Below are 15,418 nucleotides of genomic sequence, written 5' to 3' on the forward strand. Positions count from 1 at the left end.
GGTGCTGCAGGGCGCCGTCGCCGAGCGCATTCTCGCCGGCCAGTTCGCGGAGGCCGAGGCCGTGATCGAACAGGAACTCGCCCCCGACGCATTGGAGCACGACATGGGCGAGGTCTATCTGGTCGGCGCCGGACCGGGCGATCCGGACCTCATGACCTTCCGCGCCCTGCGTCTCATGCAACAGGCGGACGTGGTGGTCTATGACCGTCTCGTCGCCGAGCCGATCCTCAAGATGACCCGCCGCGACGCCCAACGCATCTATGTCGGCAAGGAGCGCAACCATCACGCCATGCGCCAGGAGGAAATCAACCGGCTGCTCGCCGATCTCGCCAAGGACGGTCATCGGGTGCTGCGGCTCAAGGGCGGCGACCCCTTCATCTTCGGTCGCGGCGGCGAGGAGATCGACACCCTGGCCGCCGAGGGCGTGCCCTTCCAGGTCATCCCCGGCATCACCGCCGCCTCCGGCTGTGCCGCCTATGCCGGCATCCCGCTGACCCATCGCGATTACGCCCAATCGGTCATCTTCGTCACCGGACATCTCAAGGACGGCACCATCAATCTCAACTGGCCCGCGCTCGCCCAGCCGAACCAGACCGTCGTTTTTTACATGGGCCTGGTCGGTCTGCCGATCATCGTCGAGCGTCTGATCGCCCATGGCGTCTCGCGCGACATGCCCATCGCCCTGATCCAACAGGGCACGACCCATCTGCAGCGGGTGTATTCCGGCACCCTGTCGACCATCCTGGACGTCGTCGCGAGCGACCCGCCGCAACCGCCGACGCTCGTCATCGTCGGCGAAGTCGTCACGCTGCGCGAAAAGCTCAATTGGTTCAGTCCGCCCGATGAGCCGGTCGCGGGGGCAACCACCACGATCGTTTAGGAACGACCGCGGTCAGCCATTCGGACTTGACCACCGACAGGCATCCATCGCCTCGGTACCATCCGTCTCGCGACTCGACTAAACTAGCGCACTCTCGAACCTTCCCATCACCCACTGAGGAGAATTACATGGCAATCAGTTTGCAGAAAGGCGGTAACGTCAGCCTGACCAAGACCGATCCGGGCCTGATCAATGCGCTCGTCGGGCTGGGTTGGGACGCCCGCTCCACCGATGGCGCGGCCTTCGATCTCGATGCCAGCGTCTTTCTGGTCGGCGAGACCGGCAAGGTGCTGTCCGATGGGCATTTCATCTTCTACAACCAGAAGACCTCGCCCGATGGTGCCGTGGTCCACTCCGGCGACAACACCACCGGCGCCGGCGAGGGCGACGACGAAACCGTGTCGATCAATCTGCCGGGGGTTGATCCCAACATTCAGCGCATCGTCTTTGCGGTCACCATCCATGAGGCCGAGGCCCGCAACCAGAACTTCGGCATGGTCCGTAACGCCTTCATGCGCGTGCTGAACAAGGACAACAACACCGAACTGGCCCGCTTCGATCTGTCGGAAGACTATTCGACCGAAACCGCGATGGTCTTCGGCGAGGTCTATCGCAACGGCGCGGAATGGAAATTCAAGGCCGTCGGTCAGGGTTTCGCGGGCGGTCTCAATGCGCTGGCGAAAGACCATGGGGTGAATGTCGGCTGACGTGAATCAGGACCGACGATCCTACGGTAGACGGTCCGCGCAGCGGACCCTCGGGTCCGCTGCGCGGACCAGACATCGGATGGCTGGATGCTGTCCCCTGAAGACCAGCCGGGAGGACTCGATCAATGCCAACCTTCACCGTCACCGGGGAAATCGACCCCTTCCTGCATGTGAGCCTGCGCAAGGGCGAGAAAATCTTCTGCGAATCGGGCGCCATGGTCATGATGGAGGCGGCGCTTCAGGTCAAGGGCCAACTGCGGGGCGGTCTGGGACGTGCCCTGCTGCGGCGCATGGCGACCGACGAATCGCTGTTTCAACAGGAGATCGAGGCGGTCGGCGGCGACGGCGATTGTCTGCTGTCGCCGACCCTTCCAGGCTCGATCGAACTGCTCGATGTCGGGCCGGGCAATGCCTACACGCTGTCGGACGGCAGTTTCGTGGCGGCGGAATCCTCCGTCGAGGTGCGCGCGCGCATGAATACGATCGGCGGCGGGCTGTTCGGCGGCACCGGCGGATTCGTCATCATGGAGGCGACGGGGCGGGGCAAACTGGCGGTGTCTGGGTTCGGCTCGATCTTCACGCTCGACATCGCGCCCGATCGCGAAACCGTGATCGACAACAATCATGCGGTCGCCTGGTCGTCCAATCTGCACTACGAGGTCGGCATGCCGCAGACCGGGGGTGGGTTCTTCGGCAGCATGGTCAACTCAGTGACCTCCGGCGAGGGGCTGGTGCTCCGCTTTCGGGGCCAGGGCAAGGTCGTGATCTGCTCGCGCAACCGTGGATTATTCCAACCTCAGGCCCATTAAACCGCGCCCGGCGCAGTAGGCGATGTTTTTGGATTGGAGCAACCTCGGCAGCATCTGTCGCGGTCGGAGCGGGCGCGGTTGAAGCGATTAATCAATCAATTTTACATCGAGGAATCTTGAGATGGGCATCAGTCTGCAGAAAGGTCAGAAAATCTCGCTGGAGAAGGAAGCCGGCGGCGGTTTGACCCGTATCGTCATGGGTCTGGGCTGGGATGCGGCGAAGGGCAAGAGCGGTGGCATGCTGGGCGGACTCTTTGGCGGTGGCGGCGGCGAGAGTGTCGATCTCGACGCCTCCTGCCTGCTCTTCGATGAGCCGGGAAATCTGGTCGACACGGTCTGGTTCCGTCAACTGCGTAGCCAGGATCGCAGCATCGAGCACACCGGCGACAATCGCACCGGCGAAGGCGAGGGCGACGACGAACAGATCAAGGTCGATCTCGCGGCGCTTCCGGCCAACGTGAAAAGCCTGGTCTTCACCGTCAACAACTTCACCGGCCAGGATTTCTCCAAGGTCGAAAATGCCTACTGTCGCATCATCAACGGCAGCAATAACAGCGAGATCGCGCGCTACGACCTGAGCTGTCAGGGCAGTCATTCGGCCATGATCATGGCGAAGCTCTATCGTCACGGCGGCGAGTGGAAGATGCATGCCATCGGCGAGGTCGGGCAAGGTCGGACGGCGGAACAACTGCTACCGCAGATCAAGCCGCATCTGTAACCCCGAGAGCGACGGCACCATGACCCGCGTCTGGTTCAACCGAACCTTTTCCAATGTCCGTGCCGTGTTCGAGCTCATCCGTCAGGGTGACGAGGCCGGCGAATTCCATCTGGTCTGTTCGCACACCCAGAAGGAGTTCCCCGGCTTTCTGTCGGCGCATGAATTCGCACTGGAACCGACCGGCACGGTCGGCGATGCCTATGTCGAATTTTGTCTCGATTTCTGTCGGGAACGGCGGATCGATTTTCTCTGGCCGGGCAAGGCTGTTGCCTTACTGGCCGCGCACCAGGCACGCTTTGCCGAACAGGGCGTGCGCGTCCTGACGCCGGCGTCGGCGGACCATCTAATGACACTGATGGACAAGGCGCGCTTCTATGCCGAGGCGCGGCGCTTCTCCATTCCTCCGCCCGATTTCCTGGAATTCCGCACCGCCGACGAATTCGAGGCGGCCTATGCGCGGTTGCGCGCCTCCCACGAAGTGCTGTGCGTCAAACCCGCTGAGGGCGTCAACGGCGCCGGTTTTCGCGTCATCGACGAACAGCGCGGCGGGCTGGAAATCCTGCTGCAACACGCGCTCTATTCGATCCATCGCGATGGCCTTCGGCGCATTCTGAGGGAGTCGGAGACCTTTGAAACTTTGCTGCTGATGGAGTTTCTTGACGGGTATGAATACAGCGTCGACTGCGTCGGCGATGGCCGACGGCTCGTCGCCGCGGTCCAGCGGCGCAAAGCAAAAGCAGGCGGCTACGGCCAGGAGATCGTCGACATCCCTGAACTCACGCGAGCCATCGGCGAGATGACCGAAGTCTTCGGGCTGTCCGGCTTGTTCAACGCGCAGTTTCGCGAGGGTCGGAACGGCTTTCGCCTGTTGGAGATCAATCCCCGATTCTCCGGCGGCATCGGTTACGCGGGGGCGATCGGCGTCAACCTGCCCTATCTGGCGCTGCATGGCCTGACGCACGGATTTCCCGATCAAGCGCACAGGGTCGCAAGCGGTGCCCGCGTGCTGGAGCTGGCCCACTTCCGCCGGATCGAGGATCCCTTTTGAGCGAGTCGTACCGGGCGGAACTGCCCACCGGAGTCCTCAGCGTCCAGGTACGCGAGGCCGCCTTTCCGCTGGACGAACTCTGCGGTTTCGCCGCTCGCAACAATCGCAAGCGGGGCTTTCTGTTCCTCAGCAAGGTGCTGGGCAAACACTGGCCGGCGACGCCGTCGCGGATGCGGCGGGTGCATGAGCATCTGGCGAATGCGCTGGATCTGGGGCCAGGCCCATGGGTCTTTGTAGCGATGGCCGAGACGGCGACCGGGCTCGGGCAAGGCGTCTTCGAGGCGGTGCTGGATCGACGGCCCGACGCCAAGGCGCTGTTTCTCCATTCCACCCGTTATCGCGTTGCGGGGCGCCCTTTCCTGGAATTTCAGGAGGCCCATTGTCACGCACCCGATCAAACTCTCTATGAACCGTTAAACGCACGTCATCAGGAGTTATTCCGGACGGCCCGCGAACTGATCGTGGTGGACGATGAAATCAGCACCGGTTCCACCCTGTGCAATCTGGTCGCGGCGTATCGGACGCAAAATCCACGACTCGAAGGGGTGCATTTCGTGGCGATCACCAACTTCAGCGGCGAACGCAGCGCCGAGCAATTCTCGCAACGGCTGAGTCTCCCGGTCCGCTGCGTGGCGGCTCTCCATGCGGATTTTTCCTTCCAGCCAGCAACCGACTGGAACCACGAACCCGCCCCGGTCGCCGTGGGCGACAACCGGCGCGACCCCGGCCAGATCGCCGATGACCTTGGGCGATTCGGCATTGATCGACCCATTTCGACTCCCATGTCGGAGCTTGAGCGGCTGTCCGTCGGACTCGCCCCCGGCGCGCCGATCCTGGTTCTGGGCACAGGCGAATTCATGCATCTCGCCTTTCGGGTCGGGCTGGAGTTGGAGTCACGCGGATTCGCGGTCGCGGTGCAGGCGACCACCCGCTCGCCAATCCTGCCCGGCGCCGACATTGGACATCGGCTCATTTTCGCGGACAATTACGGGGAAGGCATTCGGAATTATCTGTATAACGTCGATCCTGACGATTTCGCCCGCATCATCGTCTGTCATGAAACCCCGCTCGACGGCCTGGACGATTTGATGCAACACCTGGGATCCAACTGTCTGACCTATCGCTATTCGCACTCAATGGAGGATTTATGGCCATCAGTTTGAACAAAGGCGGCAACGTCAACCTGAGCAAGGAGGCTCCCAATCTCGAGAACGTACTCGTCGGCCTGGGCTGGGACGCGCGCGCGACCGATGGTCAGGCGTTCGATCTCGACGCGAGTCTCTTCATGGTCAAGGACGACGGCAAGGTGCCGAGCGACGCCTATTTCATCTTCTACAATCAGAAAATCTCGCCCGAGGGCTCGGTCGAGCACACCGGCGACAACCTGACCGGCGTCGGCGAAGGCGATGACGAATCGGTACATGTGACGCTGTCGAAGGTGCCGCCCGAGATTCAGCGTCTGGTGATCGTGGTCACCATCCACGACGCCGATGCCCGCCGGCAGAATTTCGGCCAGGTCGCCAACGCCTTCGTCCGGATCGTCAATCGCGACAACCATCTTGAAGTGGTCCGTTTCGATCTCTCCGAGGACTATTCGACCGAGACCGCGATGACCTTCGGCGAGATCTACCGCCACAGCGGCGACTGGAAATTCAAGGCCGTGGGCCAGGGATATGCCGGCGGTTTGCGCGCGCTCGCGCAGCAACATGGCGTCAATGTGGGTTAGCCGGGCGCCAAAAATGCAAACCGCAAAGTACGCAAGGAAATGCCGGCGTGACGGTCTTGAAGTGACTCGCCTCCAGACCGCGCCGCCGCATCCTTCGCGTCCTTTACGGTTCAATTCTTTTTAAGATCAATCACTGCCACGGTAATGCACGCATGAATCTGACACGCGGACAGCGGGCCAAAATCGCCGATCTGGTCCCCAACGGCCAGCGCTTCACGCTTGGCGTGGCCGTGAACGCACCCGGTCTCATCCTCGATTTCGCCTGCTTCGGCCTGGATGGCCAGGGCAAGCTCTCCAACGATCGCTACATGACCTTCTTCAATCAGCCGACGACACCCTGCGGCGGCGTGCGACTGGAAACGCCCCCCGGCGATGCGGCGGGCTTTGCCGTCGACCTCGGCAAACTGCCTTCGACCATCGAGCGCCTGACGCTCACCGCCGCGCTCGACGGCGCCGGCGCCATGTCCAGCATCGGCAGCGGTCATGTGCGTTTCCTGGACGCCGGACGCGAGGCTGGGCGCTTCGACTTCAGCGGCGCCGACTTCGCCGCCGAGCGCGCGCTGATGCTGCTGGAGATCTACCGCAAGGACGGCGTCTGGCGGACCAGCGCGCTGGGACAGGGTTTCAACGGCGGCATGGCGGCGCTAGTCGGACATTTCGGCGGCACCGTCGCGGAGACGCCCGCGCCAGTCGCGGCACCCGTTCCGCCCAAGCCCCAAGCAGCGCCGCTCAACCTCAGCAAGATCACCCTGGAAAAACGCGGCAACACCGTCTCGCTGGATAAGAAGGCCAATACGGCCCACGGCGAGATTCTGATCAATCTCAACTGGACGATCCGCGCCGGGACCGTCAAGAAAAACTTTTTCGGCGGCACCAGATCCAACAGCATCGATCTGGATCTCGGCTGTCTGTACGAACTCAAGGACGGCTCCAAGAGTGTGGTCCAGGCGCTCGGAAACACCTTCGGCGACTACCGGGATCCGCCCTATATCGCCCTCGACGCGGATGACCGCACCGGCACCCGCACCGAGGGCGAGAACCTGCGCATCAACGGCCAGCATTGGGACGAGATCCAGCGCATCGTCGTCTACGCTTTCATCTACGAAGGGACTCCGAACTGGGCCGAGGCCAACGCGCGCATTACCCTGAAAACGCCCGGACAGCCGGAAATCGAGATCCAGCTCGATTCGAGCCGCAACGATCGGCCCATGTGCGCCATCGCCCTGCTGGAAAATCAGAGCGGATCGGTCAAGATCACCAAGCTCGTCGATTACTACCGGGGCCACCTCGATGTCGACAAGGCGCACCGCTGGGGGCTGGATTGGGTGCGGGGCAAGAAGGATTGAGATAGATTGCAATCGTCAATTTCCATCCAACAGAGAGAACATGCCATGAGCTTCCAAGACTTTGTCAGCAACCTGAAACAGAAAGCCTCCGAACTGAAAAACGAGGCGATGAAATTCAAGAACAAGGATTTTCTGAACGCGGCCATCAGCGGCTCGGTGTTGATCTCCATGGCCGATGGCCATGTGTCCTCCGAGGAAAAACAGAAGATGATGCGCTTCATCGAGAACTATGAGGCGCTGTCCGTCTTCACCAGCAAGGATCTGATCGACGCCTTTCAGAACGCGATGAGCCAGATCGAATTCGACAAGGATCTGGGCGAGGCCAAGGCCTACGATGCGATTCGCAAGATGAAGGGCAAGGATGACGCCGCCCGTCTCATCCTGCGTCTGATCATCGCCATCGCCGCCGCCGACGGCAATTTCGACGACAGCGAAAAGCGGGTCGCCCGCAAGATCGCCATGGAACTCGCCCTCAACCCGGCGGATTTCGAGCTGGTCTAAACCGCGTCCCAATCATGGGGCTAAACAACTGAAACAGCGCGCTCTTTAGCCCCTCCCCCCGGCGGGGAGAGGGGTTGGGGCGAGGGGAGAAGGTCGCGCCAAAGTGTATTGGTTGTTTGTCCACCGTTTCCGAGAGCGACCGGCGAAGCGCGCAGGCGCCGCCAGACTTGCGGCTGTTCAGAACCATCGGCGAGACGCGGTTTCAATGAATCAACAACTCAAAACCTTAAACTGCGTCAAATCCGACCTTTGCGAGTCGTGGCGATGCCAAACCAAGACCCCGACAACGCCTGCCAGGCCGAACGCGGTTTAAGGTGCGCAAGCTGGTTTTTCTCGACCTGGACGACACGCTCTTCCAGAGTCGACCCAAATGTCCGACCGACGAGGATCTGCGGCCAGTCGCCTATCTCCGCGACGGCAGCGCCCATTCCTTCATGACGGCGAAACAGCAGGCGTTCTGGCGTCTGCTGGACGCCAATACGACGGTGATTCCCACCACCGCGCGGGATCTGGATTCGCTGCGCCGGGTGGAATTGCCCTTCGAGAGTTGGCGCATCATCGACTATGGCGGAATCGTTCTGAACCCCGACGGCGTCCCCGACGCGCCCTGGCTGGAACGCATGACGACCGCCTCTCGGGACCAACTGGAGGATTTGAACGAACTGCTCGATCATGTCGCGACCTTCATCGTCCGACAGAGGCTCTCCGCCCGCGTCCGGATCATCGAGGATTTCGACCTGCCTTTTTATCTGGTCGCCAAGTATCGGCATGGCCGCGACGGCGATCTCGATCTCTTGCAGCGCGCCTTGATCCAGCCCTGGGTCGCGGATCGGTCCAGGGTCTATCGACTGCATCGCAACGGCAACAACCTCGCTGTGCTGCCCCGCACGCTCGGCAAGGAACACGCCGTGCGCTATCTGATCGAAAAACTGGGCGGCGAATGGGGCGAGCTGATGACCGTCGGCATCGGCGACAGCCTCATCGACGGCGCCTTCATGGCCGAATGCGATTATTCGCTGACGCCACGCGGCTCGCAGTTATTCGGGGAGACCCTCGGCCGGCCCTTGCTGTAAGCCGCCCGCCTCGACCGAAGCCCTGTAGAGGCGAATTCATTCGCCGCGTTGGTTGTGCGGATGTAGGGGCGAATCAATTCGCCCCTACAGAGATGCCGTGCAACATCCGCGTCGAGCGCATCGATCCACGCCGTGGAACCGGGGTGGGGCGGTGATCATCCCATGACGAATACGATTGCTGACACGTACCCGTCTTCGTCCCTCTTGCGGAAACCACCTCACCGGAGACCCATGCCCATGCCTCCAGTCGAACAGCGCGCGCATTTTTCAGGCAGTTACCGCCCCGAGGATGTCAACATCCTGCTCAAGCTCATCGCGATGGAGCCGATCGGGCTGGCCGAAAAGGAACGCCTGATTCAAAGCGGTCAACGGCATTACAGCGAGATGTTGAGTCCCGAAACCCTGCCCTCCCCTCGCTACATGGATATTTTTCACCAGGCGTTCGCCATGAACCGGCGACGCATGGCGCAAGGGCTGCTCGACCTGGCCGCCATCGTCGCGGCACGCCGACCGAACGCGATCACGCTGATCTCGCTCGCGCGCGCCGGTACCCCGGTTGGCGTCGTGCTCAAGCATGTGCTCGCCGACATCCTCGACCGCCCGACGGCGCATTATTCCCTCTCGATCATTCGCGACCGGGGCATCGACCAAAACGCACTGCGCTTTATCCTGAATGACGAGGCAAAGAAAGCGCCCGGCATCGTGTTCGTCGACGGCTGGACCGGTAAGGGCGTCATCGCCCACACCCTCGCCGAGTCCGTTGCCACTTTTAACCAGACACATGAAACCCGGCTGGACGCCACCCTCTTTGCCCTGACCGATCTGGCCGGCGTCGGCATCGCACCCACGGACGAGGATTATCTGATCCCGTCGAGCATTCTGAACGCGACCATGTCAGGCCTGATCAGCCGCTCCATCCTGAACGAACGAATCGGACCCGACGACTTCCACGGCTGCGTGTTTTACCGCGAATTCGCCGCGGGGGATCTGTCCCGGTGGTTCGTCGACGCACTCCTGCGGGAGATCCGCGCCTTGCTGGAGGAGGGTTACGCGCCCTGCCCCACCCCGGTCGATCCGCACCGGGCGCGCGAACGCTCCCGGACCTGGCTCGCCGCGATCAAGGAGCGCTTCGGCATCGCGGACGAGAATCTCATCAAGCCCGGCATTGGCGAAGCGACCCGCGTCCTGCTGCGGCGCGTCCCGGAACGGCTCATCGTTCGCGATCCGACCGCCCCGGAAGCGCGGCATCTCTTACAATTGGCCCAGGAAAAAAAAGTGCATTGGGAGGTCGATCCAGCGTCGCCCTACCAGGCCGTCTCGCTCATCAAGGGTTTATCCGATGCTTAATGCCTACCGACTTGGCGGCTCCCTCTATGTGCCGGCAACCCATCGGGATGTTCTGCGAATTGCCAATGGCGCCAAGTGGCCGGAATTGCGTTCGGTCATCTTCTGCACCGAGGATGCCGTGGCGGAGGATGCGCTCGCGTCCGGACTCGACAACCTCCGCGACTGTCTGGAACGGATGCAGGCCAAGTCATCCGCCCTGCGCTTCGTGCGCGTGCGCAATCCCGAGATTCTGACCTGGTTGCTCGCGCTGCCGGGCGTGGAGAAGCTGGACGGATTCGTCCTGCCCAAGCTGGATCTGAGCAATGTGGATGTCTATCTGAGCCAGCTCATGGACTCCCGGCATCTGTGCATGCCGACGCTCGAAACCCGGGATGTCTTCGACACCTCCAGAATGATCGAACTGCGCGACCATCTGCTCGACCGCGGCTATCAGAAGCGGATTCTGGCGCTGCGCATCGGCGGCAACGACCTGCTGTCCATCCTCGGCATTCGCCGGCCCCGCGACCGCACCATCTACCGCACGCCCCTGGGACACACCATCGCCCATCTGGTGACCGTCTTCAAACCCTTCGGTTTTCAGCTCACCGCCCCGGTGTTCGAGCATATCGACTGTCCGGAGATTCTCCGGGAAGAACTGAGCGAGGATATCGCCCACGGACTCTGCGGGAAGACCGCCATTCATCCGAGCCAGCTCCCGACGATCGAGGCGAGTTTTCGCGTCTCGCAACTGGAACTGGAAGCGGCACGACGCATCCTGACCGACGACCGCGCCGTCTTCCAGTTCGACGGATCCATGTGCGAAGTCGCCACGCACAGCGCCTGGGCCCGGCATATCATCGAACGAACCGCGATGGACTAAAGCGTTATTCTCGCTTCTCCCCCGCGGGGAAGAAGGGCCGGGGGCGAGGGGGAGAGGCGCGGGTCTGGCACCCGGTGTCAGCACGCGACACGCCCATGGTTGACTGCCTCCACCTTGGCGACACATTAAAAATCTTTCGCGTTTGCGCGGTTCGACCGCGCTTTCCAGGTCAACCGATCCGGATCTCCACCCCCTGAAAACGCGCTTGCAGCTCCCGCCGCAGACTTTCCTTGGCGTGCGCCTCGCCATGCACCAGAATCACCTCGCGCGGCTTGGCCCGCATCCGCCCGATGAAGTTGATCAAATCGTTCTGATCGGCATGCGCCGAGTAGCCGCCAAGCGTGTGGATCGCGGCCCGGATGTCATAACGCTGACCGTCCAGATCGACATAGCCGCCACGCGGTCCATACCGCTGGATGGCCTGCCCTGGAGTGCCCGCGGCCTGATAACCGACGAACAGCACATCGTGACGGGGATCGCCCAGCATGGCCTTGAGATAGTTGACGATGCGTCCGCCGGCACACATGCCGCTCGCGGCGATGACGATGGCCGCCCGCGCCGAACTCCTGAGATAGTCGACCGTGCGCAGATGGGTCGCATGATCGGTGACGGTCAACACCTGTTCGAAATCGAGCGGATGGCGTCCGGAATCGAGCCGGCGCTTGGCTTCATTGTCCCAATGCGCGCGCAGACGGGCATAACCGGCAGTGAAATCCGCGGCGAGCGGCGAATCCAGAATGATTTCGATATCGTCCCAGACACGCCCCGCGGCCAGCGTCCGTTGACGATCCCGATGGATGATCGACTCCAGCTCATAGAGCAGTTCCTGCGTGCGACCGATACTGAACGCCGGGATCAGCAGGGTTCCGCCATCGCGAAAGGCGTGCTCGACGATCGCCTGCAACCGCTGGCGGCGGTCACGGCGCCCCTCGTGCAGACGGTCGCCATAGGTGCTTTCGAGCACCACCACATCCGCGCTGTAGGGTGACTTGGGGGCGGGCAGCAGAGGCGTATAAGGCGCCCCGAGATCGCCCGAGAAGAGAATGCGGGTACGCGCGCCACCCTGGAGCAGGTCGCACTCCACGAACGCCGACCCGAGGATATGCCCGGCGGGCCGCAGCTTGATCCGCAAACCCGGATCGCCCTCGGCCAGCGTGTACCAGTGACCATAAGGCACGCCGATGGTGCGCGCGCGCAACAGTTTCAGCACCCGCTCGATGAGCGTCGCGTCCCGCGTCACGCCGATCTTCAGCGCATCTTCCAGCACCAGCGGCAACAGCTCCGCCGACGCCTCGCTGCACAGAATCGGCCCCTTGAAGCCGGCCGCCAGCAGATAGGGGATGCGACCGACATGATCGATATGCACATGGGTGACGATCAGCGCCAGCACCGGCTCCACGGGAAACTCGATCTGAAGACGCTCGAAGCCCGCGCCGCCGGGCGAGGTCTCCGCGCCCTGAAAGAGCCCGCAGTCGACCAGCACCGAGCGACCATCGCCCAGCCGGAGTTCGTGGCAGGAACCTGTCACGCCGTCCACGGCGCCATGATGGACGATGGTCTTGGACATTCCGACATCGGACAAAGCGAGCCTCCATTACCCAAGGGCGTGTCATCGATAGTATTCTTCGAGCGTGCGCTATCCCCGAAAATGCTCCTGATTGGCCAGGCACCAATCATAGGTATCCCTGAGACCGTCCTCCAGTCCGATGCCCGCCTGCCAGCCCAGGGCTTTGAGCCGAGAGACATCCAATAATTTGCGCGGGGTGCCATCGGGCTTGCTCGGGTCGAAGACAAACTGGCCCTGAAAACCCGTGACCCGCGCGATGGTCTGCGCCAGCTCGCGAATGGCGCAGTCCACGCCAGACCCCACGTTGATGTGCGAAAGCATGGGTTGCGTATTGGCGCGATAAAGGTCGTCGTCCAACTCCATCACATGCACGCTGGCGGCGGCCATGTCATCGACATGGAGAAACTCGCGCATCGGCGCGCCGGTGCCCCAGATGACGACTTCGTCCGCGCCCGCCCGCGCCGCCTCGTGAAAGCGCCTCAACAAGGCCGGGATCACATGGCTGTTGTCAGGATGAAAATTGTCGTGCGGTCCGTAGAGATTGGTTGGCATCACGCTGCGATAGTCATGTCCGTACTGACGGTTATAGCTTTCGCAAAGTTTGATCCCAGCGATCTTGGCGATGGCGTAGGGTTCGTTGGTCGGTTCCAGCGTTCCGGTCAGCAGGGCGGATTCGGTCATCGGCTGTGCGGCCCGCTGCGGATAAATGCAGGATGAGCCCAGAAACAGCAGTTTCCGGATGCCGGCGCGATGGGCCGCGTGGATGAGATTGGCCTCGATCATCAGGTTGTCGTAGATAAAATCGGCCGGATAAGTATTATTGGCATGAATGCCGCCAACTCGGGCGGCGGCCAGATAGACCTGATCGATCGGGTGCGCGTCAAAATAGGTCTGGACCGCGCGCTGATCGAGCAGATCCAGCTCATCGCGCCCGGCCGTCAGAATCTGGCAGCCGCCCAATGCCTGAAGTCGTCGCACGATGGCGCGTCCGACCATGCCACGGTGACCGGCGACGAAAACGGTTGGGGCGCGTGACGAATCGCGGCCGATCATCCGTTGTTCTCCCGCGCAACCGGCACCTCATGGCCATGTGCCTTCAGCAAGGCATGGCGCCGCGCCATCTGAAGATCCCGGTTGACCGTTCCGGCGCACAGATCTTCGAGTTTGATCCCGTGAACCTCGTCGTTTTTTTTAAGCAGGAATGCGGCGAGATAGGAACCATCCTGCCCGGCGACACCAGTGATGAGTGCTTTTTGTCTCATGTCAGTCCTTTACGTTCTCGGATCGGTCGAATGAACCCATGGCCGGGCGATCGCGCGCAACGTATCGCACTGCATGATAAGCACTCGTTTCCGTGACCGCAACGCGACCGGCGGAGCTGGCGAACGGCCATGCATCGACTTGGAAAACGCCCTCCCTGGGATCGCCGCGTTGCACTCGGCCCTCCGGCCGCAGGCCAGAGAAAAACGCCGAGACCAGCGCCCTCCCAACCAGGCATCCAGCCCGCGTAGGATACGATGAAATACGAACTGCATCCTATGCGGACTCTTCCGGCCCAAAGGCATCATCCCTGATTTGGGGGAAAGTGAAGTGGGACATAACGTCGGAAATGTCGATTCCGCCAACCCGGTCTCGCGTTCAGCCTCAATCATGGCCGGCGATAGGCTCGAGTGATGGCTTGATCGAGTTTCGCCGTCAGGCTCGGATGTTGGCTCAACACCGCAAGAGCCCGCCCGGTCGCATCGCGCGATCAATGCGGTTCGTTCCGCATTCTACGCTCCGGCTCGTCGTTCCGAATCGACTGGTTGCGTGAACCTCAGAATGCGCTCCAGGGCCGCGCCCAGTGTCCGGCGCGTCTTCGCGGCATCATAGTCGGCCTGCAAGCCGACCCAGAAGCCATCGCTCAGGCCAAGCATAGACGCCACTGATCGTTGATGCGGATGCTGCATTGACCATCCCGAACACTGCTCAGGGCTTCAAGTCGATTCACCGGCGGCACACGTAGATCGTCGAGCAATCCGGCGCGGTTCAACATCGCCAGTTTGCGCTACGCCTGCCGCGTCACATCCGGCCCCCAGCGTTTAACGCGCTTGGCGACAAACACGGCGGCGGTGTCCTTATCGGCGAAGCTCTTGATCATGTCCCGAGCCTAACGCCGCACGTTCGTATCATCAAGAGAGACCACACTTGGAAAGCCGCTGGCACGCGAATGCGTGTGCCTTTAATGCCAGGCGCGCACCCTTCGCAACTGAGGTTTCCGGAAGATTTCGTCTTCCAGGGATGGCGTAGAGCAGCGTTGCGATATCCAACGGGCCTAAGCCCGCAAGGCGGCGACGAAGGAACCGCAGGGCTCGCGAACGAGGCAGTGCGTCTCTCACCGCCTCCTACGCGGGCTCAGGACGGGGCGGCCGCGCGCAGTGCCTCGACCTGCGCCACACTCAGTCCCGTGGCCTGGGCGATCTGCCCATCGCTGAGCACGCCCAGCGCGATCAGGTTGCGAGCGGTGTCCTGGGCGGCTTCCAGGCGACCTTCCTGACGGCTTTTCTGCATCCCGAGCCGCTCGCCTTTCTGTATCCCGAGCCGCTCGCCCTCCTCGCGCGCCTCCTTGAGCAAGGACACCTCGTCGTGCAGCGCCCGCTCGCGCACGAAGGCTAGGCGCCGCGCTTCCTCGTCGGCGCTCAACTGACGCACGCGGTTCAGCGCCTCTTGAATCGGGGCATGTTCGATCGCGGCCATGGTCTGCTCCTCGCGCCAATGCTCGAAAAAGGTGATCCACGCGGACAGCGGATCGGCGCCGAGCCCGAGCCGGTCCGCTTTCTTCAATTCGATCAGCGTCA

At 62.2% G+C, this 15,418-nt stretch carries 15 protein-coding genes and 2 pseudogenes; 12 read left to right on the forward strand and 5 right to left on the reverse strand.

The genetic code is table 11. The annotated features are described in order from the left end of the window. The 12 genes from cysG to QZY07_RS09975 form a co-directional block, all read left to right on the forward strand. A partial coding sequence (gene cysG, locus QZY07_RS09920; RefSeq protein ID WP_295402043.1) for a siroheme synthase CysG occupies positions 1–880 on the forward strand: 880 nt, incomplete at its 5' end. A gap of 128 nt (positions 881–1,008) precedes the next feature. Further along, positions 1,009–1,587 (forward strand): TerD family protein, encoded by a 579-nt coding sequence (locus QZY07_RS09925; RefSeq protein ID WP_295402045.1) that lies wholly within the window; start codon positions 1,009–1,011, stop codon positions 1,585–1,587. Between the two features lie 125 nt (positions 1,588–1,712). Next, positions 1,713–2,396 (forward strand): TIGR00266 family protein, encoded by a 684-nt coding sequence (locus QZY07_RS09930; protein ID WP_295402047.1) that lies wholly within the window; start codon positions 1,713–1,715, stop codon positions 2,394–2,396. A 121-nt stretch (positions 2,397–2,517) separates the two neighbouring features. Then, a complete protein-coding gene (locus QZY07_RS09935) occupies positions 2,518–3,114 on the forward strand; it encodes a TerD family protein (protein ID WP_295402049.1) in 597 nt (198 codons plus the stop codon). Between the two features lie 19 nt (positions 3,115–3,133). After that, the gene (locus QZY07_RS09940; protein WP_295402051.1) at positions 3,134–4,162 is read left to right on the forward strand and encodes an ATP-grasp domain-containing protein; all 1,029 of its coding nucleotides are present in this window, start codon (positions 3,134–3,136) and stop codon (positions 4,160–4,162) included. Then, a complete protein-coding gene (locus QZY07_RS09945; protein ID WP_295402053.1) occupies positions 4,159–5,325 on the forward strand; it encodes a phosphoribosyltransferase domain-containing protein in 1,167 nt (388 codons plus the stop codon). Before QZY07_RS09940 ends, QZY07_RS09945 begins: the two co-directional genes overlap by 4 nt. Then, positions 5,310–5,888, forward strand: a complete 579-nt coding sequence (locus QZY07_RS09950) for a TerD family protein (protein ID WP_295402054.1) — start codon at positions 5,310–5,312, stop codon at positions 5,886–5,888. The genes QZY07_RS09945 and QZY07_RS09950 overlap by 16 nt, the downstream gene beginning before the upstream one ends. A 152-nt stretch (positions 5,889–6,040) precedes the next feature. Beyond that, on the forward strand, positions 6,041–7,234 hold the full coding sequence (locus QZY07_RS09955; protein WP_295402055.1) for a TerD family protein: 1,194 nt from the start codon (positions 6,041–6,043) through the stop codon (positions 7,232–7,234). Positions 7,235–7,279: 45 nt separating this feature from the next. Further along, entirely contained in the window at positions 7,280–7,735 is a 456-nt protein-coding gene (locus tag QZY07_RS09960) for a tellurite resistance TerB family protein (protein ID WP_295402057.1), read from the forward strand. A gap of 314 nt (positions 7,736–8,049) precedes the next feature. Next, a complete protein-coding gene (locus QZY07_RS09965; protein ID WP_295402059.1) occupies positions 8,050–8,808 on the forward strand; it encodes a haloacid dehalogenase in 759 nt (252 codons plus the stop codon). 237 nt (positions 8,809–9,045) lie between these two features. After that, positions 9,046–10,155 (forward strand): cysteine protease StiP family protein, encoded by a 1,110-nt coding sequence (locus QZY07_RS09970; RefSeq protein WP_295402060.1) that lies wholly within the window; start codon positions 9,046–9,048, stop codon positions 10,153–10,155. Further along, on the forward strand, positions 10,148–11,014 hold the full coding sequence (locus QZY07_RS09975) for an HpcH/HpaI aldolase/citrate lyase family protein (protein WP_295402062.1): 867 nt from the start codon (positions 10,148–10,150) through the stop codon (positions 11,012–11,014). The genes QZY07_RS09970 and QZY07_RS09975 overlap by 8 nt, the downstream gene beginning before the upstream one ends. 169 nt (positions 11,015–11,183) lie before the next feature. Here the strand turns inward: QZY07_RS09975 and QZY07_RS09980 are convergent, their stop codons facing one another. The 5 genes and pseudogenes from QZY07_RS09980 to QZY07_RS10000 all read right to left on the reverse strand — a co-directional run. Beyond that, on the reverse strand, positions 11,184–12,581 hold the full coding sequence (locus QZY07_RS09980) for an MBL fold metallo-hydrolase (protein ID WP_295402064.1): 1,398 nt from the start codon (positions 12,579–12,581) through the stop codon (positions 11,184–11,186). A 69-nt stretch (positions 12,582–12,650) separates the two neighbouring features. Beyond that, complete coding sequence (locus QZY07_RS09985; protein WP_295402066.1) at positions 12,651–13,634, reverse strand: GDP-L-fucose synthase; 984 nt, start codon at positions 13,632–13,634, stop codon at positions 12,651–12,653. A gap of 110 nt (positions 13,635–13,744) precedes the next feature. After that, positions 13,745–13,843, reverse strand: a pseudogene (locus tag QZY07_RS27365) (GDP-mannose 4,6-dehydratase); the annotation flags it as partial. A gap of 641 nt (positions 13,844–14,484) precedes the next feature. After that, a complete protein-coding gene (locus QZY07_RS27370) occupies positions 14,485–14,616 on the reverse strand; it encodes a type II toxin-antitoxin system RelE/ParE family toxin (RefSeq protein ID WP_363184035.1) in 132 nt (43 codons plus the stop codon). A 359-nt stretch (positions 14,617–14,975) separates the two neighbouring features. Further along, positions 14,976–15,418, reverse strand: a pseudogene (locus QZY07_RS10000) (hypothetical protein); the annotation flags it as partial.

This window comes from uncultured Thiocystis sp., from assembly GCF_903866365.1.
Lineage (GTDB): Bacteria > Pseudomonadota > Gammaproteobacteria > Chromatiales > Chromatiaceae > Chromatium.